Source organism: Pseudoalteromonas sp. AS71, from assembly GCF_038900275.1.
In the GTDB taxonomy this organism is placed as follows: Bacteria; Pseudomonadota; Gammaproteobacteria; order Enterobacterales; family Alteromonadaceae; genus Pseudoalteromonas.
In genome coordinates this window covers 102424-119515 of the sequence record NZ_JBBMQZ010000002.1, presented here as the reverse complement: position 1 = coordinate 119515, position 17092 = coordinate 102424, and the positions used below count along the sequence as shown (strand labels likewise).

17 protein-coding genes are annotated in these 17092 nt (G+C 37.8%); 3 read left to right on the top strand and 14 right to left on the bottom strand.

Features of this window, described 5'->3' with window-relative positions; all coding sequences use genetic code 11:
- The first annotated feature begins 49 nt into the window (after positions 1-49).
- Positions 50-1057, top strand: coding sequence for an isocitrate dehydrogenase (locus WNY98_RS02495; protein WP_024598103.1), 1008 nt, complete (start codon positions 50-52; stop codon positions 1055-1057).
- A 57-nt stretch (positions 1058-1114) separates the two neighbouring features.
- Here the strand turns inward: WNY98_RS02495 and WNY98_RS02490 are convergent, their stop codons facing one another.
- Positions 1115-4111 carry an immune inhibitor A domain-containing protein gene (locus WNY98_RS02490; protein WP_342877038.1) on the bottom strand — a complete coding sequence of 999 codons (2997 nt, stop codon included), beginning with the start codon at positions 4109-4111 and terminating at the stop codon, positions 1115-1117.
- Positions 4112-4599: 488 nt separating this feature from the next.
- Between WNY98_RS02490 and WNY98_RS02485 the strand changes: the two genes are divergently transcribed.
- Together WNY98_RS02485 and ilvN are read left to right on the top strand one after the other, a co-directional pair.
- Complete coding sequence (locus WNY98_RS02485; protein WP_342877037.1) at positions 4600-6324, top strand: acetolactate synthase 3 large subunit; 1725 nt, start codon at positions 4600-4602, stop codon at positions 6322-6324.
- Entirely contained in the window at positions 6324-6821 is a 498-nt protein-coding gene (gene ilvN / locus WNY98_RS02480) for an acetolactate synthase small subunit (protein ID WP_007580691.1), read from the top strand. The genes WNY98_RS02485 and ilvN overlap by 1 nt, the downstream gene beginning before the upstream one ends.
- Positions 6822-6913: 92 nt before the next feature.
- Here ilvN and WNY98_RS02475 read toward each other — a convergent pair whose 3' ends face one another.
- From WNY98_RS02475 to WNY98_RS02415, 13 genes are all read right to left on the bottom strand, one after another.
- Positions 6914-7189, bottom strand: coding sequence for an HU family DNA-binding protein (locus WNY98_RS02475; RefSeq protein WP_002962474.1), 276 nt, complete (start codon positions 7187-7189; stop codon positions 6914-6916).
- Positions 7190-7399: 210 nt separating this feature from the next.
- On the bottom strand, positions 7400-7939 hold the full coding sequence (locus WNY98_RS02470; protein WP_024598106.1) for a DUF3833 domain-containing protein: 540 nt from the start codon (positions 7937-7939) through the stop codon (positions 7400-7402).
- A gap of 1 nt (position 7940) precedes the next feature.
- On the bottom strand, positions 7941-8429 hold the full coding sequence (locus WNY98_RS02465; RefSeq protein WP_170071453.1) for a chalcone isomerase family protein: 489 nt from the start codon (positions 8427-8429) through the stop codon (positions 7941-7943).
- 55 nt (positions 8430-8484) lie between these two features.
- The gene (locus WNY98_RS02460) at positions 8485-8985 is read right to left on the bottom strand and encodes a DUF2878 domain-containing protein (RefSeq protein WP_076924720.1); all 501 of its coding nucleotides are present in this window, start codon (positions 8983-8985) and stop codon (positions 8485-8487) included.
- Positions 8963-10225 carry a cyclopropane-fatty-acyl-phospholipid synthase family protein gene (locus tag WNY98_RS02455; protein WP_342877036.1) on the bottom strand — a complete coding sequence of 421 codons (1263 nt, stop codon included), beginning with the start codon at positions 10223-10225 and terminating at the stop codon, positions 8963-8965. The genes WNY98_RS02460 and WNY98_RS02455 overlap by 23 nt, the downstream gene beginning before the upstream one ends.
- A gap of 37 nt (positions 10226-10262) precedes the next feature.
- The gene (locus WNY98_RS02450; protein ID WP_170071450.1) at positions 10263-11000 is read right to left on the bottom strand and encodes a DUF1365 domain-containing protein; all 738 of its coding nucleotides are present in this window, start codon (positions 10998-11000) and stop codon (positions 10263-10265) included.
- Positions 10993-12249 (bottom strand): FAD-dependent oxidoreductase, encoded by a 1257-nt coding sequence (locus WNY98_RS02445; protein ID WP_342877035.1) that lies wholly within the window; start codon positions 12247-12249, stop codon positions 10993-10995. The genes WNY98_RS02450 and WNY98_RS02445 overlap by 8 nt, the downstream gene beginning before the upstream one ends.
- Positions 12246-12956: an SDR family NAD(P)-dependent oxidoreductase gene (locus tag WNY98_RS02440; protein WP_024591087.1), complete on the bottom strand. Its 711-nt coding sequence runs from the start codon at positions 12954-12956 to the stop codon at positions 12246-12248. Before WNY98_RS02440 ends, WNY98_RS02445 begins: the two co-directional genes overlap by 4 nt.
- A gap of 2 nt (positions 12957-12958) precedes the next feature.
- Entirely contained in the window at positions 12959-13387 is a 429-nt protein-coding gene (locus tag WNY98_RS02435) for a nuclear transport factor 2 family protein (protein ID WP_007580706.1), read from the bottom strand.
- Between the two features lies 1 nt (position 13388).
- On the bottom strand, positions 13389-14783 hold the full coding sequence (gene phrB / locus WNY98_RS02430; RefSeq protein WP_342877034.1) for a deoxyribodipyrimidine photo-lyase: 1395 nt from the start codon (positions 14781-14783) through the stop codon (positions 13389-13391).
- A complete protein-coding gene (locus WNY98_RS02425) occupies positions 14783-15736 on the bottom strand; it encodes a DUF523 and DUF1722 domain-containing protein (protein WP_342877033.1) in 954 nt (317 codons plus the stop codon). The genes phrB and WNY98_RS02425 overlap by 1 nt, the downstream gene beginning before the upstream one ends.
- Before the next feature lie 8 nt (positions 15737-15744).
- Positions 15745-16425, bottom strand: a complete 681-nt coding sequence (locus WNY98_RS02420) for a ChrR family anti-sigma-E factor (protein ID WP_342877032.1) — start codon at positions 16423-16425, stop codon at positions 15745-15747.
- Positions 16418-17041, bottom strand: a complete 624-nt coding sequence (locus WNY98_RS02415; protein ID WP_342877031.1) for a sigma-70 family RNA polymerase sigma factor — start codon at positions 17039-17041, stop codon at positions 16418-16420. The genes WNY98_RS02420 and WNY98_RS02415 overlap by 8 nt, the downstream gene beginning before the upstream one ends.
- Positions 17042-17092 lie beyond the last annotated feature (51 nt).

The window sequence follows — 17092 nt, the reverse complement described above, 5'->3', positions numbered from 1 at the left end:
CTCAGGGTAATAATTTATGTGCAAATCAAACTCTTTAAAGGAAAAGTCAATGGCCAAACAAACCATCACAGTGATCAAAGGCGACGGCATCGGTCCGAGCATTATCGACTCAGCACTTGAAATATTAAAAGCCGCAGGTTGCGACTTTGATTATGAATTTGTTGATGCTGGCCTAGCTGCACTTGAAAAAACAGGTGAGTTACTTCCACAAGACACGGTTGATACAATAGCTAAAAACAAAATCACTCTTAAAGGCCCATTAACAACGCCTGTAGGTGAAGGTTTTACGTCTATTAACGTAACACTTCGTAAGCAATTTGGTTTATACGCTAACGTACGTCCTGTTAAATCATTTGTTGGTACTAAAGCTCGTTACGACGATATTGATATCATTACTATTCGTGAAAACACGCAAGGTATGTACTCAGGTGCAGGCCAAATAGTAAGTGAAGACGGTAATGAAGCAGAAGCAAAATCAATAATTACGCGTGAAGGCGCAGAAAAAATCGTAACTTTTGCATACGAGCTAGCGGTACGTGAAGGCCGTAAAAAAGTAACAGCTGTTCATAAAGCTAACATTTTAAAATCAACATCTGGTTTGTTTTTAAAAGTTGCGCGTGAAGTAGCTGAACGTTACCCACAAATTGAATCAAACGAAATGATTGTTGATGCAACGTGTATGAAACTGGTAATGACACCTGAAGAGTTTGACGTAATTGTAACGACTAACTTATTTGGTGATATTTTATCTGACCTTTGTGCTGGTTTAGTTGGCGGTTTAGGTATGGCTCCAGGTGCTAACATTGGTGAAGACGCAGCAATTTTTGAAGCTGTACACGGTAGTGCTCCAGATATTGCTGGCAAAAACCTAGCTAACCCAACGTCTGTAATTTTAGCATCTATCCAAATGCTTGAGCATTTAGATATGGGCGACACAGCAGAGCGTATTCGTAGTGCTGTTGCTGATGTAATAAAATCTGGCGACCGTACAACTCGCGATTTAGGCGGCAGCCACGGTACAACTGATTTCACTCAATCAGTAATTGACCGTTTATAATTAATATTTGTTATTAATTTTAAAAGCCCGCTAATTTAGCGGGCTTTTTTGTGTTTGCTAGCTGCGTTTTATCCTAGGTAAGCATAAAAGTAATAAAACTAATAAACCTGCCAATGATCCGCCACTTGAACCAGAACTACTTTGCTGCTTTTGCACTGTAAGGGATAGCTCTTTAGTAAAAGTATCATTTGTTTGAGTATCAGTAACACTCAACGTTACATTAAATGCCCCGTCAGCTTGATAAGTATGTATTGGGTTTTGTAAATTTGATAGCGCACTGCCATCACCAAAATCCCAACTGTAAGTATAACTATTAAAGCCGCCGGTCACTTGCGCATTAAATTGAGCGCTTAAATCATTTACTGTAACGTTTGCATCTATGCTAAGCGGAACAACTGCAGTTACATCAACCGCTTTAGTTTGCTCCGTGCCTTCGTTATCTGTCACTGTAAGCGTTACTTGGTAATCACCAGAGTATAAATAATTATGGGTGATCGATTGCGTCGTTAAAGTACTTCCATCCCCTAGCTGCCAATTATAAGTATACGGTGCTACTCCACCTGTAAACGAAGCTTGAGCTGTCAATATTCCTTGGTTTACTTCATATTCAATTTCATTTACAGATAATGGTTTAACTAGTGTAACTTCAACTACAGTTACTTGCTGTGAAGTACCATTGCTAGCAGTAAACTCAACATCGTAGGTGCCATAGTCTTGGTATGTATGCGTTGGATTTAACTCTGTGCTTGAGCTGCCATCGTCAAAATTCCACGCAAATTTATCCGCAGGTGTTAGGGCTAAACCTTCTATATTAAAATCAACGATTAAACCTGTTTTGGTAAAATTAATACCCTTAATAACATCGTAATTAAGCTGTACTTCTATGTCTTCACTGTCAGATGACTGGTTTATAATATTAAACCCAAAACCAACCTGTGGAAGCATAACGCCTGATGGCTGTTGCGCTGAAAAACTATAGTCGGTTTTATCAGTAAACTCTGTGATAGCTGATAAATCATCATCACCTAACCCTGCCCTTTGTTGATATAGGCTAAAAGCAGCATCACGTATTTGAATTGCTGAAGCAGCGGGAGTTTGCGTGCTGCCTTTATTTATTGAACGCTGATCGGCATCTACCACTAATGCAAAACCACTGCCTGGATGCTCGGTAGTATTATTATCTGCTTGAGATTCATTGCTGTACCACAATAATAACCCCGGTGAGTACTGCTCTGCTTGCAAACTACTGTCAACGCCAGTGTATGAACGCAGTTGTAGATAGTAATGTGATGGCGATGCATATGTGTAACTACCAACTTTTTCAAAGCCATTAAACTCTGTGTTAACTTGATCTTGTGCATTATTTTGCCAAATTAAAGTATCACTTTGCTCAATACGCATATCATCAACAACAAAACCATAATAATGTGTGTTCGCATCTGTAATGTATTCAATTTTCAAATCTATTGTTTGCCCAGCATAAGCTGATAAATCAAACTTATGAGTTAAGTATCCATTGGGTTGCTTAGCATCGCTATTTAAAAATGAATCACCTGAAATATACGGACCAATATTGCCATAATACGGGTTAACTGCTTGTGTATAATTACTAGCAATAGGCTCCCCATTTACTTTTACTTGTACTAAATCGTAATCGCGCTCAATACTGTAATAAGCAATAAAGCTTAAAGTAAGTGCCTCAGTTGTGCTTGGTAGAGCTATTGTATTAACTAAGCTGTTGTTAATGTTATCGCCCGTATTTGAATAGTATTGAAAATCACCTTCTACTGGCGTTTTAAATTTTTCAAGCCTTGGAGGCAGTGTTACTTTTATTTGGTTTTGTAGCTGTGAAGTGCTCGCAGTATTAATTAATGTCTGCTGTGAGTTAGCGTCTATCTCATCCATATCAAGCGTTAGCTGATTAACCCAATTTCCCTGGTATCGATTTTGTAAATACTCAAGTGCATAAGGGCTAAACATAACGGGCTCTGAACCTCTTGGCGAACCTGCCCAACTTCCTGTAGACATAACTGACCAAGACGCGACGGGCTCACCTACCGTGTTAGATTGTAAGTCGTATTCATCCAATAATCCCAAGTCATGCCCAAACTCATGTACCACCACGCCAATCCCAGCATCAATTGGATTAATTGTGTAACCAAAGAGTTTAATACTGCTGCCTGCAATCTCGCTCGTCCCGCTATTTTCATCAAATACATAGTAGCGGTGCGACCAAATAGCATCGGTGCTTAAGTAGCCACCACCAGCTTCCTCGCCAATACTTGAATGAAAAATCATTACATGATCAATAATGCCATTGGGTTCATTAATAATTCCATCGCCATCAACATCATCTAAATCAGTTAAATCATAGTCCGCTAAATTAATATTAAACTTTGCAATCGCCTTCTCCACAGCCTCTTTTACTAAAGCGGGCGCATTTTTATCACGTGTACTGCCTTGGCGTTCACCATATATTTTTGCATTGCTATCAGCGGTTACCCAGCCATATACCTGCCCGCTAAAGTTTAAGCTATTACCAGACGCGGCTTTATAATAATCTGCAGCCGTTGATAAGCTTTGTCCATCAGGACCCGCATAACCTTGAGTATTAAAAAGCATTTGCTGATAGTGTTCAGTTGAATACTCAGCGTAAAACATGTCGGTATCTTGCTCTACTAGCTGATTAGAGTCATGTTTAAGATCAGGGAAATCAATTAAGATAGCTAACACTTTTACATCATTAATGCTGTGGTCTGGCACTAGCGACGTTGAAAAAGCGGCTTGTTGTTTATTTGTGTTTGAAAAATCAGTAGAGGAGGATTTAAATTGCCTAAAGCCATTTTTAATTGAGTGGTTGGCAACCTCAATATTACTCATATACGACTTAAATGAACTATCTAACTCACTTGAAGGTACTTGGTCTCTTTTTTTAAGCCAATATAAAATACGTTCTTCGTTAGTTATACCAACATCGTGTGGGCTTAAATTATTAGCCGCTACGATAGGGCTTATTAGCGTAGATAAAAGCGCAATTAACGTCACTTTTTTCACTGTGTTTTCCTCAAACAGAATTATGTAGTAATCATACCTAATAATAAAAATTTAAACATGCGATAAAAACATATAGTTAACATATGTTCTGATAATTATAGGTTCATAAATACTTTTATATTCTAATTTTATAGTACAGCCAATAAACGCATAATTTCTGCTAGGTAACTCACTTAACGTTAATATTTTTGCAGTTTTAAATTAATAAAAGACGAAAAACGAATTTAAAATGCAAATAAGTACTTTCAAGGTTGACATGAAGGCTCAAAACCCTTAAAAATAAACCCATACAGAATTTTTAATTTAAAAGCAGTGTTTTGCTAATAGGGTAAAAACTATGAACACACATATTAACCTTTTAGTCGTACTCGTACTGGTCTTAGTTATAAGCCCAGCGGGGATGTATTAAAAGGTGATACTGCTTTTTAAAAACCCTCGCACTACGCGGGGGTTTTTTTATGCATAAAAAAGCGCACAGAGGAATGAGGATGAGCAAACAAGAATATAATGGCTCTGAACTAGTAGTTCAGGCATTAAAAGAATTAAAGGTAAAATACATATTTGGCTACCCCGGTGGTTCGGTTTTAGACCTATATGATGCACTTTTCCAGCAAGATGATATTGAGCATATACTAGTTCGTCATGAGCAAGCTGCAACGCATATGGCTGATGGTTATGCCCGAGCTACAGGAGACGTTGGTGTTGTACTTGCAACCTCAGGCCCAGGCGCTACAAATTGTATAACGGGTATTGCAACAGCATACATGGATTCAATTCCTATGGTTGTATTATCAGGCCAAGTGCCTACAAATTTAATTGGTGATGATGCATTCCAAGAAACTGATATTGTTGGCTGTTCTCGCCCGGTAGTAAAACACAGCTTTAACTGTCGAAGTGCTAAAGAAATCCCAACAATCTTAGCTAAAGCCTTTTACATAGCCAGCACAGGCCGCCCGGGGCCTGTTGTAGTTGAGCTTCCTAAAGATATGCTTAACCCTGCCATTAAGTTTGAATACGAATTTCCTAAAACGACAGAACTAAGAACATACAGCCCTAATACTAAAGGGCACTCAAAACAAATTCGTAAAGCGGTAACGACTATTTTAGAGGCCAAAAAACTGGTTATCTATTCTGGCGGTGGTATTGTTATTTCAAATACGTCAGAGCAATTAACGCATTTAGTTGAATCGTTAAATGCACCCATTACAAATACACTAATGGGGCTTGGCGGTATATCAGGTGTACATCCAAACTTTGTAGGTATGCTTGGCATGCACGGCACGCTTGAGGCTAACAAAGCAATGGCCAATGCTGATGTGATATTAGCGCTTGGTGCACGTTTTGATGATCGTGTAACAAATAACGTTAAAAAGTTTTGTCCTAATGCCACAATTGTACATGTAGATGTAGATCCAACTTCAATTTCAAAAACAATCAAAGCGCACATACCGGTTGTAGGTTGCTTAGCAACAGTACTAGAACAACTACAAGCTGGTATTGATAAAAGCCCAATTAAAATAGATCGCAGCGCACAAGAAGATTGGTGGCGTCAAATTATTAGTTGGCGTGAACAAAAATGTTTAAGCTACAACACTGATGGCGACAAAATTAAACCACAAGCCGTAATTGAAGCTGTTTATAAAGCCACTAATGGCGATGCTTATGTAAGTTCTGACGTTGGTCAGCACCAAATGTTTGCAGCGCAATATTACCCATTTAAGCATCCTCGTCAGTGGATAAATTCAGGCGGCCTAGGCACTATGGGTTTTGGCTTACCTGCAGCAATGGGTGTAAAACTAGCCTTTCCAGACAAAGAGTCTGTATGTATTACAGGTGATGGCTCTATTCAAATGAATATTCAAGAGCTATCTACCTGCTTACAGTACAACCTAGCGGTAAAAGTTGTATCACTTAATAACCGCTCTTTAGGTATGGTACGCCAATGGCAAGATATGGTTTACGGCGGACGTCATTCATCATCTTACATGGACTCGCTACCTGATTTTGTTAAGTTAGTTGAAAGCTACGGGCATATAGGAATACAAGTAAATACACTTGATGAATTGCAGCCTGCTATAGATAAAGCAATGTCAATTAACGACCGACTAGTCTTTTTAGACATAAACGTTGATGAGAAAGAACATGTATACCCAATGCAAATCAAGTTAGGTGGCATTGATGAGATGTGGTTACGTAAAGGAGTAAAAGCATAATGCGTCGTATTTTATCTATTCTATTAGAAAACGAACCCGGTGCACTGTCGCGTATTGTTGGGCTATTTTCACAACGAGCATACAACATTGACAGCCTAACTGTTGGCACAACTGATGATCAATCATTGTCACGTATTACTATTACTACTATGGGTGACGACAGAGTTGTTGAGCAGATCACAAAGCAAGTTAACAAGTTAGTAGATGTGCTTAAAATTATCGATTTAACAGAAATGAGCCACATTGAGCGCGAGCTATTACTTGTTAAAGTATTTGCTCAAGACGAGACGACTCGAGCAGCGGTTACTCGCGTAGTTGATGTATTTCAAGGTGTAATTTTAGATATGGGCCGACAAAGCTATAGCCTGCAACTAGTGAGCAGTACAGACAAAATAGAATCGTTTTTAGACACACTTCGCCATGAAACCGATATTATTGAAGTTGTACGTTCTGGTGCTGTTGGTATTGGGCGAGGCGATAAAGCGCTAAAAGCATAACACTCATCTATTAAAGCCGTTATATAGCGGCTTTTTAAACATAAAAAAAAAGAGCTAAATAGCTCTTTTTTTAATTTAATTCGTTAAACCTATTAAGGGTTTACTTGGTCTTTAAGACCTTTACCTGCTTTAAAGCTTGGGATAGTTGCCGCTGCGATTTGGATCTCAGCACCCGTTTGTGGGTTACGGCCAGTGCGAGCTGCACGTTCTTTTACTGAGAAAGTACCAAAACCAACTAATGCTACTGAATCACCTTCTTTTAAAGAAGAAGTTACAGCACCTGTAAACGCGTCAAGAGCACGAGTAGCAGCGGCTTTAGAGATTTCTGCATCAGTAGCAATTTTTTCAACTAATTGAGCTTTATTCATTGTTAGATTCCTATTCGTTATTATTTTGCCTTCGCAAAACCTATCTTTATGCATTTTTAAAGAGTTAGCAACAGCAAATTGCATTTTTTGCTTAAATTCTTAAAAAATGAGTAAAATTTAAATAATTCTCGGTAAAATACAGCATGTTGGGTTAACAAAGACTTAATTTGAGTACAATTTTGGCGCAAGTTAAGCAACTGGGTAAATAAGCTATATTTTTTCGATAACTAAGGTCACTTCCCCGACCTCGACTCCAAACTTAACAATAGACGTGCGGTTTATCAAGCGCGATTGTGTAACCAAGTACATCCAATCGTCAAAATTCACTTCCAAAGTGCTGCCATCGTATGGAAGTTCAACATCATAATTCCAGTGAAATACACTGCCATCACTTTTGCCTTTTGCTGTGCCTATAACATCAGCTGCCGACCCCGTTAAACTATTATCTTCATTTAACGTTATTTTCCAGATTCGCTTTTGGGTTTCACCATCATCATAAACAAAGTCTTCTTCAATAACGCCCTGGTTACCGTCCCAAGTCGCATTCATATCTACGACAAGCTTTCGGGTCAATTCGCCTTTAAAGTCTTGTACAACACCATAGGCTTTCAAATTTCCGCTAAAAAACGTTTTAAAGTCGAAATTTGGCGATGTATTTTTATAATGTTCAACATTTGGTGCCGAACAGCTAATTAAAAGTAGAGCCGAGACGGTCATTACAGCTGCTTTCAACGTGTTTAATATGTTCATATTAATTCCCTAATAGTTGCTTTCGTAGTTTTGGCTCAGAGGTTTTTTTATCAAGCCAAATGGCTAAAAAGTCACTCGAAAATTGAGGCTCATTAATTTCACCAATTTTTTCATCATTATGATAAAAAGTGCTCATACCTTGCTCATTTGTGATTAACGTTAGCGAGTCACCCTTTTTTATATCAGGCCAAATAGACAACAATTTACTGTCATATTTGTCAGCTAATTCTGTTTTTCCAAGATGTTCCCACTGCTCATTTGTTGCTTTAACTATTTCTTTAGCTTCAAAGTCGCGTAAATAGGTAAGCTTAAACTTAATAGGATGTGTTCCTGCGCTGTAATTACCTGAAGGGGTAAATAGCACAGCGTCATATACATCCCAAAATAAATACTCCATTCGTGCTTCGCCTACTTTATTGAATTGCGTGTTAGCTAAAACAATTGAAGTTGTAAGCAAATAAAAAGTAACTGCCTTTAGTAAAAATTTCAAAATAAGTTCCCTTTGAATAAGTGAGTAATGTTGCCAAATGAAAATTTGTGGGCGTTCAGCGATTAATAAACAACTTAATTTTTTGGTTTATAAAAAGGATAGCGGTAAACACTGCAGACCATATCGCTCCGTAAACAAGCCAAAATTGCCATAAAGGTAATCCTAGGCTTATTACTTCAAAACGAGCACCTGCCCAATAACTTGCAGGCGCAAAAGCAATACATACCAAAAAGGCCTGCCAAAGTTTTAATCTACTTAAAAAAACCATAGAGGTATTTAAAGAAAGTAATAATGCAGCCCATAAAAAAGCGAGCCATAGGGGGAAGGGATATACTTTAAATTCTAACAACCCTAGCTTTACCGCTATAAATTCTAATAACAGGGCTAAAGGTAGGGCTTTAATTAATAGTAAGGAGTCTTGTTTTTTCTGCTTTGACAACAAAAACATTAAAACAATAATCAAGCCACTAAAAATTAGCGAATCAGCTTCAAGCAGTAATGATAAAAACCACACTGCTTGAAACAAAACAAAATTAGTAATTGAGCGCAATATCATCGTTATCGCTAATAAAACGTGGTTTACGTGCCATTAAATGCACTGTACTTGTTGCTCTAGCTCTAAATGCACCTTCACAATAAGCAAAATAAAATAACCATAAACGATAAAAACGTTCATCAAATTTAGAGCGGTCCAAATCAGGCCAGCTTTTTATAAAACGAGTTCGCCAATCCGCTAATGTTCGTGCGTAGTGAGCGCCAATATCATTAACAGTGTGAATAACCATATCGGTATTATTCTTGATTTGCTCACTCATTTCGTTAAGTGATGGCAAGCACCCACCTGGGAAAATATACTGTTGGATAAAGTCAGAGTTTTTTAAGTAGTGCTTATAACGCTGATCGCCGATAGTAATTGCTTGAATAAGCATTGCGCCGTCGTCTTTTAAGAGCTCACCACACTGAGTGAAGAAGCTAGGTAAATAGTCATGACCAACCGCTTCTATCATTTCAATAGAAACAAGTTTGTCGTATTTACCTTTTAGTAATCTGTAATCGAGCTTGAGTAATGTTATTTTATTCTCAAGACCAAGTTCAACAATTTTTTTAGCTACATAATCATGTTGCTCATCAGATATGGTGGTTGTTGTTACATGGCAATCGTAATGTGTGGCTGCGTATATAGCAAAAGCCCCCCACCCTGTACCAATTTCAATTACTGAATCATTTTTTTGAAGCTCAACTTGCTCACAAATGCGTTTAAGCTTGTATTGCTGTGCCTCTTCAAGTGTTGCTTCTTTTGTAGGATATACAGCACTTGAGTAAAGCATTTCTTTACTTAAAAATGATTCGTACAAATCATTACCTAAGTCATAATGAGCAACAATGTTCTTTTTAGAGCCCGATTCTGAATTTTTATTTTTTATGTGATTAAATCGGTGTGCGATATTACTAAAAAATGCGAATTTTTTTTCAAACTCATCGAGTTGCTTTTCGTTTATAGCAAATATTTCTATAAATGAAGTTAAGTTGTCACAAGACCAGTGACCCAAAATATACGCTTCACCAGCGCCAACGCTCCCAGATAATGCAAACGCTTTATACATAGCTTTATCGTTAACTGTTACTGTTGCTTTTAACGCAGACGATACATCGCCAAAAACTGTACGCTCATTTCCTTCAATTAAAACAACTTGACCTGTTTCAATTGACGAAAAGGCTTTAGTCACTAATTTTTTATATATATTAGTTAACCAACTAGTGCTTTGTTCGCAATTTAAGCTCGACACTTTATCCATTAAAATACCTATTAATTGTCCTGACTACCTATGTGCTTTATGGCTTACCTGAGTGACCTAAAAAAGGCACTCGTTTTAAAAACAACTTTAATGCTTGATAATAAATACCTTTGAAAATAGACCATGTCATGGCCGGAAAACGTTTAAACAACTTATTAATCTCTTCGTTAGTGAGTTCTTTACGTTTTAAACGAAGTGTTGCATCAAATAATAACTCTTCATTTCGCTTATTTTCAATGTGTATCAATGTTTTATCAGGCGATTGTTTGACATGCCAATGATAGTTCATATCCAGATTCATAAAAGGTGATACGGAAAAAACCTTCTTAAAGTTCACTTTTTTTTCTAAAGGGACTAAATAATAATGACGTTCGTTCCATGGTGTATTACTCACTTCAGCAATCATATACTTAAAACGAGTATCGTTGTGGCCAAAAAAATAAAAATTAACAGGGCTAAAATACACACCAAAACAACGAAATTGCCCTAGCATGTAAATATGAGAAAAGGTTTCGGTAATACCTAAATTGGCAAGTTGTTCATGTGCACGCTCAATAAGAGGTCGTTTAGCAAGTTGTGAGGTGCCTTTAAGATAATCAGCTTCATTAAATTTCAACGCTTTTAATCCTGACGTACCTATGTGTTTATGCACACCATTTAGTTGTTGAGGATTATTTAAGTCTACCCACATCATATACAATGGATAACTAAAACGATGTTCTTTAACAGCAAAACGGCGATGTTTTACATCGCCTAAATACACTGCATTAGTCAAATTCGACCCCAAGTTGCTTGGCTACATCTACACCACTGTGTACGCCATCTTCATGAAAACCATTGTACCAATAAGCACCACAAAAATAACTATTGTTTTGTCCATCAATACTGTGTTTAAGTTTTTGAGCAGCAATTGACTCTTGATTAAATACAGGGTGATGATAAGTAAACTCGCGCAAAATTTTACTTTGGCTTATTCCTTCAAGGTGATTAAGCGTTACACAAAACTGTGTATCCGATTGTATGCCTTGCAAAATATTCATTTGGTAAGTAACAACAGCTGCTTTATCAGTGTTGTTATTAAGTAGGTAGTTCCAACTTGCCCATGCTGCTTTTCTATCTGGTAAAAGGTTTGTATCGGTGTGCAGCACCACTGAATTCTCAGTGTAAGCTATTGCACCCAATACTGACTTTTCTTGCTCAGTCGCATCACCAAGTAGTGCAAGCGCCTGATCTGAATGACAAGCAAATATTACTTTATCAAACTTACTTAATTCACCACTGGCAAACTCTATTGTTACTTCATCATTTTGACGTGTAACAGATTTGATGTTTGTATTGAGTTTAATTTTATCGGCAAAGCCTCTTATCAGCGGCTTAATATACTGACGAGAGCCACCTGGTACTACATACCACTGTGGTCTGTTTGTTACATCTAAAAGGCCATGATTAAAGAAGAACTTAACAAAAAATTCAACGCCTACATTTTCCATTTCTTTAATGCTGGTAGACCAAATAGCCGCGCCCATCGGAAGGATATAATGGTATTTAAAAAAGTCATTAAAGTGATTGTCGCTAAGCAGCTGCCCTAATGATTGATCAGACTGGTAATCATCTTTTTCATGTAGTGCTTTACACAGTTTGTTAAACCTAACAATGTCGTACAATAATCGCCAAAACTTAGGTCTAAAAATATTACGTCGCTGTGCAAATAGGCTCGTAAATGTATGACCATTGTATTCAAAGCCAGTGGCTTCATTATGAACACTAAAGCTCATTTGCGTTGTCTGTTTATCTACACCAATACGCGATAGTAACTTTTCAAAGTATGGGTAAGTTCTGTCGTTAAATACAATAAAGCCAGTATCTATTGCGTATTTTATGCCGCACACATCAACGTCAACCGTTGCAGTGTGGCCACCTATATAATCATTTTTTTCAAATACGGTTACATCGTAATTTTTGTGAAGCAAATGCCCACATGTTAAACCAGATACACCAGTTCCTATTATTGCTATTTTTTTCAACGGGCTAATCCTTTTGCGATTTTAAGCCAAATTGGGAGTGGTAAAATACGTAATGCTTTTAATATAAGTGTAAAACGGTACGGAAAGTGAACATCTTTTCGGCGCTTATGTATTCCCTTAATCATGTAGTCAGCTGCTTTTTCAGCGGTAACAGCCATAGGCATCGGGAAATCATTTTTATTAGTGAGCGGAGTTTTCACAAAGCCTGGATGAACTAAAGTCACATCAACATCATCTAAATCAACAGCTAAGCTTTTTGCTAAATAACTTACACCCGCTTTTGATGCACCATAAGCTTCTGAACGAGGTAGCGCAAGATAAGTAACACTTGAGCTAACTAAAACAAGCTGGCCGCCTGAATTTATTTTAGGAAGTAGCGCTTCAAGGCAATACCCCATAGATAGTAAATTCACGTTAATTACACGCTCAAACAATGCACTATCAAAATTTCGCGCGTCATCTATGTATTCACAGTTACCCGCGTTTAAAATAACACGGTCAAAATGAGGGAAGCCAATAGTAGACTCTTTAATGTCTTGTAGATTAGTTGCATCAAATTTACATGCTTGAATATTGTCGTATTTAGCAAGCTCAGCGAGCTTTTCACTATTACGGCCACAAGCTATAACAGTGTCTCCCAACTGCGCATATTTAATTGCTAACTGCTCACCAATACCTGAAGTAGCACCCGTAATTAATGTGATCATAATTAACCTGCCCTTTTATCAATTAGCTTTATAACACTACCAAGTAAAGGAATATGCTTATATAACAACTCGCCTACATTAAAGTAATCTCTGTGCTTGATAATTTTGCCATTTTCAAAAATAAGCTTACTATGACCTTCTACCGAGATAGTTTTACCTGATGAAAGTTTTGGATGTGCGTAGTGCATAGTCCAATAAATAAAAGCATTGTTTCCGCTATTAAACGAATCACTAATATCAAACTGGCAATGCTTAACATTGCTATATAAGTTAGCAAAGTACCTGCGCAATTCTACAATGCCATTAATTTCATGCATTGGGTCTATAAACTGTATGTTGTCACAGTAAATATCACTCAATAAATCAAGGTTCGTGCTATCAAGCTGTTGGTATATTTCAACAAATTTATCTACTGGTAACTGGTTATCCATATCACACCTTAAATGCAGCAAGTGCACGTTCTCGTGCCGCTTTATGATCAACTATTGCTGGCCAGTAACATTCCTTATCTTTACCTATTGCGGCTAAATAAGTGTGTGGAAAATGAATGTGTTTATCTGGCACGTTTTCAAGCTCTGGCAAATACTTACGGATAAACTTGCCAGTTGGATCAAAGCGCTCGCTTTGTCTGATAGGGTTAAAAACTCTAAAGTAAGGCTGAGCATCACAGCCGGTACTTGCAGCCCACTGCCAACCACCATTATTTGAGGCTAAATCACCATCAATTAGGTGCTGCATAAAAAATCGCTCACCTTCGCGCCAGTCTATTAATAAATGCTTAGTTAAAAAGCTCGCAACAACCATACGTAAACGATTGTGCATCCAACCGGTTTGCTTTAGTTGTAGCATTGCAGCATCCACTAACGGGTAACCTGTTCGCCCTTCACACCATGCTGTAAATTCATTTTCGCTTTTACGCCACACTACGGCGTTATACTTTTCGTTAAAGTTATCACCGCGCGAAAGCTTCGGAAATTCAGCAATTAAATGCCTGTAAAATTCGCGCCAAACAAGCTCGTTAATCCACGTAAACGTTTTACTTTTTGACGTAGTTAAAATATCAGGATAACGCTGCTGAATATTAATAAGCAGCTGTTTTGTGCTTACAATACCCAATGCTAAATACGGGCTTAAACCTGATGTGCCTTTTACGCTGGGTATATCACGCTGATCGTCGTAGCTTGTAAGCTTGTCACATATAAAGTTATCGACCACGGTAAACAGTGTATCGTCGTCAACCGGCCACTTATCTGAGCATCCATCACTTTTTAGTAAGTCGCTTTCATCAAATTTTATTGGATCAGAAGTTAGAGGCCATTGAGGCAAACTAAAGTGTGTATCTTGATACTGCTTTAGCCATGCTCGCTTAAATGGAGTAAACACTTTATACATTTCATTACTTTGATTTTTAACCGTTCCAACAGGTGCAATTAAATCACCTTCGTACAAAGTAAAAGTAATAGAAAGCTCATCGCATTCGTGCAAAATTGCTTTATCGCGCTTTACTTCATTAAGCTCATATTCTGTATTAGCAATTACATGTTTTACATCGTTTGATTTACAGAAACCAATAAGCTCACGCGTACAATCGCCAAAGCTAGGCGCTTCAATAACATGTAAAGTAATGCCATAATCAGCAAGCTGAGATTGAAGATAAGTAACTCGGCGCTTGAGTAAGTCAATCTGGATAGGCGCAGCTTGATGTTGTTGCCACTGTTTTTCAGACACAAAAAAAATGGCGTGTTTAGCGCCATTATTTAGCGCTTGAATTAACGCTTCGTTAGAAAAAAGGCGCAAATCGCGCCTAAACCAAAATAATGTATCCATTAAATACCAAATCGTAGTTTTAAATCGTGAGGGTAAGGGTTAAAAAACACTTGTTTTTCAAGGTACTCATTTGGGTGAACCTTCAAATGATGTTTTAGCAAAGTAAGTGGTACATACAATGGCACCAATCCTTCGCGGTATTCATCTATTGCATCACGAAGTTCTTGTTTTTCAACCTTCGATAAAAATGTTTTAAAATAACCTTGTAAATGCATTAGCGTGTTGCAGTTATTTCTTCGAGAAGCTGGCTTTTTAAGACCCGTCATCAAACCTAAAATATATTCATCAGCAACTGCGCTTATATCGTCACCTACATATGTTCCTAACAGGTTACCCAAATCACGATAAGCTTGATAGTTATGGGCCATCAACAAGTACTTATACTGAGAATGAAATTGAGTAAGCTTATGAACCGTAAGCGGCTCTTGTACTAATTTTTGCCAGTTTTTATATACGTAAATTCTCATTACAAAGTTTTCACGTAAGTGCATGTCATTTAAACGTCCGTTTTCTTCACATGGCAATAATGGGTTGTGCTTCATTATTTGCTCAGCAAAAAAACCAACACCTTCTGAGGTGTTACCTGTTCCTGCTTCATTGTAGATTTTAATGCGCTCCATGCCGCAACTTGGGCTTTTTGCACAAAATACAAATCCGCTTAGTTCTTTAGCTTGTTCAGTTGCAACTTTTTTACCATATTCAGTAAGTTGCTGGCCTACTTCACCGGTGCCATCTGGGCGGCATACTTTAATAGTATCGCCCACTTTAACCTGGCGAATAGTTGGACGGGGTATTGGTAAACCTACCGCTACTTCCGGACAAAACCGCGTGTATTCAACGTGTTTACCTAGCTCATCCATACAAAAATTTGACTTTTTATGTCCTGTGTCAAATCTAACTTTTTCGCCTGCCAAGCAGGCGCTTATACCTATTTTTATTATATCTGTATGCATATATTCTCTTAGTAAATCAAATTACCTATTGGATTTAGTAACTTACTGAAGCCCTTATTAAAATGTAGCGCACTACTGACAACTGTAAAGCATAAACATCCATCTTTTGTTAAAGGTGTATGTTGATGACTACCATCTTGCCAAATAAAGTCGCCTGGTACGTAATTACCATCTTCATCACTAAACTCACCGTCTAGTAGTAAAGTAACTTCAAATCCGGTATGTGTATGCTCAGGAATTTCGCCGCCAGCATCAATATGTAGCAAGCTAGAACGAAGCGCACCGTCATCTAATGCAACACGAGAACGAGCTAACTTACCAACTTGTGTAAACTTACTATGAGAAATACGTGTTAAAGCACGTGGAAGTTGATAGTTATACTCATTCACTTTAATAGATACAGGCTCTACTTCGTAAACTTCATCAATAGAATCATCAGACATGATCATATCAAGTACATTTAGTTCAAATTCTTCAAGTAAATCAGATTTCTCAGTTTGAGGTTTCTCAAATTGAGCAGGCTCTTCACTAAATAATGCATTTGCATTACTTGCTTCAATTTTAGCTACTTTAGCTTGGCACACAGGGCACATATCTACGTGAATAGAAACGGCTAAACTCAATGATGTAGCAAGTGATGCATCGCAATACTGTGTCAGTAAAGTTTCACTCGGGTGATGTTTAATCATGCTGATCTCCCATTTCATTACGCAATTTTTGCAAGGCCAAACGTAACCGTGATTTTACCGTGCCTACTGGAATATTAAGTTGATGCGCAAGTTGCTCTTGCGACATGTCTTGGAAATAAACGCCTCTTACCACTTCGCGTTGAGCAATTGGTAATTTGTCTAAGTAGCGCTTAATTTGCTTATCTTCTAAATGATCACTGTACTCATGATGCGTATCTTGTGAGTCGTTTAGTAACGGCCAAATATCTTCGCTTATATTTTCTTCTTTATTACTTTTCATTTTACGAAGCATATCGAACGACGCGTTACGCATAACGGTATAAACCCACGTAGTCGCTGCACCTTTATCACTGTGATACAGATGTGCTTTACGCCAAACAGAGGTTAGCGTTTCTTGCACAAGCTCCATTGCTTGAGCTTCAACACCAAACTGCTTTATTCCAAAGCGTTTAATTTTTGGCGCAAAGTATTCAAATAAATAAGAAAACGCTTTTTTGTCGCGTGATTGCGCAACATCTATAAGCGCTTTCATGAGCTCTTTACTCGGCGTTTCTGGCATGGCAGTGTACTTACCTGTATTAGGTTCACAACGTGGTGACTGTTGTTGACTTACCATAATAATTTATCCCGTTATTGCTTTTGTATTAAGTAATACGGGCAATAATTA

What these genes read in the sequence shown, in the direction of transcription:
- WNY98_RS02470 (WP_024598106.1), bottom strand. Translation starts at nt 7,939, where the DNA reads ATGAACATATTAAACACGTTGAAAGCAGCTGTAATGACCGTCTCGGCT.
- WNY98_RS02440 (WP_024591087.1), bottom strand. Translation starts at nt 12,956, where the DNA reads ATGATCACATTAATTACGGGTGCTACTTCAGGTATTGGTGAGCAGTTA.
- WNY98_RS02415 (WP_342877031.1), bottom strand. Translation starts at nt 17,041, where the DNA reads ATGGTAAGTCAACAACAGTCACCACGTTGTGAACCTAATACAGGTAAG.
- WNY98_RS02425 (WP_342877033.1), bottom strand. Translation starts at nt 15,736, where the DNA reads ATGCATACAGATATAATAAAAATAGGTATAAGCGCCTGCTTGGCAGGC.
- phrB (WP_342877034.1), bottom strand. Translation starts at nt 14,783, where the DNA reads ATGGATACATTATTTTGGTTTAGGCGCGATTTGCGCCTTTTTTCTAAC.
- WNY98_RS02495 (WP_024598103.1), top strand. Translation starts at nt 50, where the DNA reads ATGGCCAAACAAACCATCACAGTGATCAAAGGCGACGGCATCGGTCCG.
- WNY98_RS02475 (WP_002962474.1), bottom strand. Translation starts at nt 7,189, where the DNA reads ATGAATAAAGCTCAATTAGTTGAAAAAATTGCTACTGATGCAGAAATC.
- WNY98_RS02435 (WP_007580706.1), bottom strand. Translation starts at nt 13,387, where the DNA reads ATGGATAACCAGTTACCAGTAGATAAATTTGTTGAAATATACCAACAG.
- ilvN (WP_007580691.1), top strand. Translation starts at nt 6,324, where the DNA reads ATGCGTCGTATTTTATCTATTCTATTAGAAAACGAACCCGGTGCACTG.
- WNY98_RS02460 (WP_076924720.1), bottom strand. Translation starts at nt 8,985, where the DNA reads ATGATATTGCGCTCAATTACTAATTTTGTTTTGTTTCAAGCAGTGTGG.
- WNY98_RS02485 (WP_342877037.1), top strand. Translation starts at nt 4,600, where the DNA reads ATGAGCAAACAAGAATATAATGGCTCTGAACTAGTAGTTCAGGCATTA.
- WNY98_RS02455 (WP_342877036.1), bottom strand. Translation starts at nt 10,225, where the DNA reads ATGGATAAAGTGTCGAGCTTAAATTGCGAACAAAGCACTAGTTGGTTA.
- WNY98_RS02420 (WP_342877032.1), bottom strand. Translation starts at nt 16,425, where the DNA reads ATGATTAAACATCACCCGAGTGAAACTTTACTGACACAGTATTGCGAT.